This is a genomic window from Nocardia sp. NPDC004168 (assembly GCF_040610355.1).
GTDB classification, from domain to species: domain Bacteria; phylum Actinomycetota; class Actinomycetes; order Mycobacteriales; family Mycobacteriaceae; genus Nocardia; species Nocardia sichangensis.
Window position 1 is genome coordinate 1 of sequence record NZ_JBEXME010000084.1, and the last position, 4,136, is coordinate 4,136.

General features: G+C 67.0%; 1 pseudogene. It reads right to left on the minus strand.

Annotated features, from left to right (window positions below):
* A pseudogene (locus tag ABZW96_RS37350) lies at positions 1-4,116 on the minus strand (amino acid adenylation domain-containing protein); the annotation flags it as partial.
* Positions 4,117-4,136: the final 20 nt, after the last annotated feature.

Below are 4,136 nucleotides of genomic sequence, written 5' to 3' on the forward strand. Positions count from 1 at the left end.
CGGTGAACGGGAGGTCAGGTAGTCGACCACGACCACGCTGCCGCCGTGCGCCAGCGCGCACCACAACTCCCACACCGAGAAGTCGAACGCGAAGGAATGGAACAACGTCCACACATCGGTCTCGTCGAACCCGAACAACGGCTGCGTGTTGGCCAGCAACTCGATGACGTTGCGGTGCGCCACCCCCACACCCTTGGGCACCCCGGTGGAACCGGAGGTGTAGATGACATACGCCAGATTGTCCGCACGCAACCGGCCCACCCGATCGGCATCACTCACCGGCGCATCGGAGAACTCTCCTGCCGCCTCCAGCAGCACCACCGGCAACCCACCCGACGGCACCGACTCCCGCTGCTGCACCGTGGTCAGCACACACACCGGGGCGGCGTCTTCGAGCATGAACTCCAACCGCTGCACCGGATACCCGGTATCGATCGGCAGATACGCCGCCCCCGCGATCAACACCCCCAACAACGCGACCGGCAACTCCTCGGTACGCGCCACCGCCACCGCCACCAACGACTCCGGACCCGCACCCCGAGCGATCAACGCCCGCGCCACCTGATTCGCCCGCGCATGCAACTCACCGAAAGTCAACGTGGTCTCACCCGAACGGATCGCCACCGCGTCCGGGCGCAACCACGCCTGTTCGGCGATCACATCCGGCAGTGTCGCACCGGGAACCCAGGCCCCCGGCACATTCCACGCACTCAGCACCTGGTCGCGTTCGCCGGGCGCGAGCACATCGATATCGCCCACCACGGCTGTGGCATCGGCCGCGACCGCCGCCAGGACACGGCGGAACCGGCTCGCGAAGTTCCGCACCGTCGATTCGTCGAACAGGTCGGTCGCGTAACCGATCACCACCGACAGACCCGGCGCACCGGGCTGCTCGGCCAGGGTGATCTGCAGATCGAACTTGGCCGCCGACACTCCCGGATCGATGCCCGACACCGTGAGCCCGGGCAACTCGAGCGTCGCGGGAGCGAGGTTCTGCAGCACCAGCATCACCTGGAACAGCGGATGCCGCGCCGCCGAGCGGACCGGATCGAGCAACTCGACCAGCCGCTCGAACGGCAGGTCGGCATGGCCGAACGCGGCGACGTCGGTTTTGCGGACCTCGGCCAGCAGCGTTTCGAACGACGTGCCCGGCTCGACCTCGGTGCGCAACACCAGCGTGTTGACGAACATGCCGATGAGGTCGTCGAGTTCGGCCTCGCCGCGGCCGGCCACCGGGGTGCCGATCGCGATGTCCGAGGTGCCCGACAGCCGCGCCAGCAGCACCGCGAGCGCGGCGTGCACCACCATGAACAGCGTCGAATTGTGTTGTTTGGCCAGCTGTTCTAGCCCGGTGTGCAGGTCGGCGTCGATGTCGAAGGCGAAACTGCCTCCGCGATAGGACGCCTGGGCGGGCCGGGGCCGGTCGGTCGGCAGCGGCAGTTCCTCCGGCAGAGCGGCGAGCGCGTCCCGCCAGTACTCGGCCTGCTGCGAGATCAGGCTCTTCGGGTCGGTCTCGGAGCCGAGCACCTCCCGCTGCCACAGGCTGTAGTCGGCGTACTGCACCGGCAGCGGGGCCATGGCCGGGGCCTCGCCTCTGCTGCGCGCCTCATAGGCCAGGACCAGATCCCGGGTGAGCGGGCCCAGCGACCAGCCGTCGGAACTGATGTGGTGCGCAACGAAGACCAGCACGTGCTCGGTGGGGTCGCCCGCGCTCGCGGACGCGATCTCGAACAGCGCGACCCGGAACGGGACCTCCGTGGTGACCTCGAACCCCGCGCCGACCACGCTGGTCACCACGGCGACCGAATCGGCCGCGTCGACTCGCGCGGGTGTGAGGTCGATCGGCACCTCGTCCGCCGCGAGCACCCGCTGTACCGGGCCGTCGGACGTCTGCGGGTAGATCGTGCGCAGGATCTCGTGGCGCGCCACCAGATCCGCGACCGCCGCTCGCAGGGCCGCGACGTCCAGATCGCCGGTGAGGCGGATGGCGGCCGGGATGTTGTAGACCGATGAGGCCGGATCGAACTGGTTGAGGAACCACATGCGCTGCTGCGCCAGCGACAACGGGATGTGCTCCGGACGCGGACCGGCCACCAGCTCGCGGCGGTTACCGGCCCCCGCGTGCTGCTCGACCTTCGCGGCCAATCCGGCCACAGTGGAGGCTTCGAACAACACACGCACCGGCACACGGGCATCCAAGGCCGCGCCGATCCGCGCCGCCACCTGCGTCGCCAACAGCGAATTACCACCCAAAGCGAAGAAATCGTCATCCGCGCCGACCCGCTCCACCCCGAGCACCTCGGCGAACACCGACGCCACGATCTCCTCGATCGGAGTCGACGCCGCACGGAAGGCTTGGACCTCGAACTCCGGCTCCGGCAACGCCTTACGGTCGAGCTTGCCGTTGACATTCAACGGCAACGAATCCAACACCACGAACGCCGACGGCACCATGTACGACGGCAACCCAGCGCTCAGTTCGGACTTCACCCGAGCCACATCCACGCCGGATCCGGCACCGGCCGTATCGTCGGCATCGCCAGCGGCACCTGCTCCAGCATCCACAGGCACGATGTACGCGACCAACCGGTCACCGGTCTGCGGATCCGACTTCGCGATCACCGCGGTCTGCGCGATCTCCGGCAGGGCGAGCAGCGCGGCTTCGATCTCCCCGAGCTCGATACGGAAACCACGGATCTTCACCTGGAAATCCGTACGACCCCGATACTGGAGTTCGCCTGTGCTCGTCCACGCAACCAAATCACCAGTGCGGTACATCCGCGCACCGGGCTGGAACGGGTTGGCCACGAACCGATCCGCGGTCAGATCCGCACGACCGAAGTAACCGCGCGCCAACTGCGCACCAGCCAAATACAACTCACCCGACACACCCACCGGCACCGGACGCAAACGACCATCCAGCACGAACACCCGACTGTTCCACTCCGGCGCACCGATGGGAACCGAAACCCGGTCGGTATCACTGACCCGATGGCTGGTGATGGACACCGCCGCCTCGGTCGGACCATACAGATTGAACAATTCGGTACGCGGATTCTCACGCAAGAACCGCTGCGCCAACGCACCCGGAAGGGCTTCACCGATCGCCAACACCCGCCACAGCGAATCCGGCATACCGGCAGTCAACAGCGCGTCCAGCATCGACGGGACGACGTGCAGCGTGGTGACCCATTCCTGGGCCATGAGTTCGTTGAGGTACGTCGGGTCCCGGTGACCGTCGGGTGAGGCGATGACCAAACGGCCACCGCACACTACCGCCGACCAGAACTCCCACACCGAGAGGTCGAACGTCGCGGCCGTCTTCAGCAGAATCGCATCCGCAGCGTCGAGCCCGAACTCGATGTTCTTCCATTGCAACTGGTTCGCGATAGCGCCGTGCGGAACCGCGACACCCTTCGGGCGACCCGTCGAACCAGACGTGAAGATCACATACGCCGTGTTCTCCGGACGCAACGGCGCGACCCGATCGACATCAGCGACCGGCGCGGCATCCAGCTCCGACAGATCCAGTTCATCGATCCGCACCACCGGCGCCACATCGGTCTCGAACTTCGCATCGGCATTCGTCAGCACACAAACCGGTGCCGCCGTCTCCAAGATGTAGCTCGTCCGCTCGGCAGCCTGATCCGGATCCACCGGCACATACGCACCACCGGACTTCGCCACCGCGTACATCGCCACGATCAAATCCACCGAGCGACGCAACGCAAGCGCGACCCGCGACTCCGGACCGACACCCAACGAAATCAGATGCCGCGCAAGACGATTCACACGCACATCGAGTTCGGCGTAGGTCAGCTCGACCCGCTCACCATCGACCGCGTCCGCGACCAGCGCCGTTGAGCGCGGGCCCGCCGCGACACTGGCGTCGAGCAGCGAGGCCAGCGTCGCATCCGCGTCGACCGCCTGGTCGGTGGCGTTCCAGCGTGCCAGCACGTCGTGCCGTTCGGCGGCGTCGAGCAGTTCGAGATCGCCGACCGGCGCGTTGGCGTCGGCGACCACGGCGGCGAGGATGCGCGCGAGCCGATCAGCGAACCCTTCGACCGTCGCCCGATCGAAAAGATCAGTCGCATACGTCAAGAACCCACCGATACCCCCAGCCGCACCCGACTCCG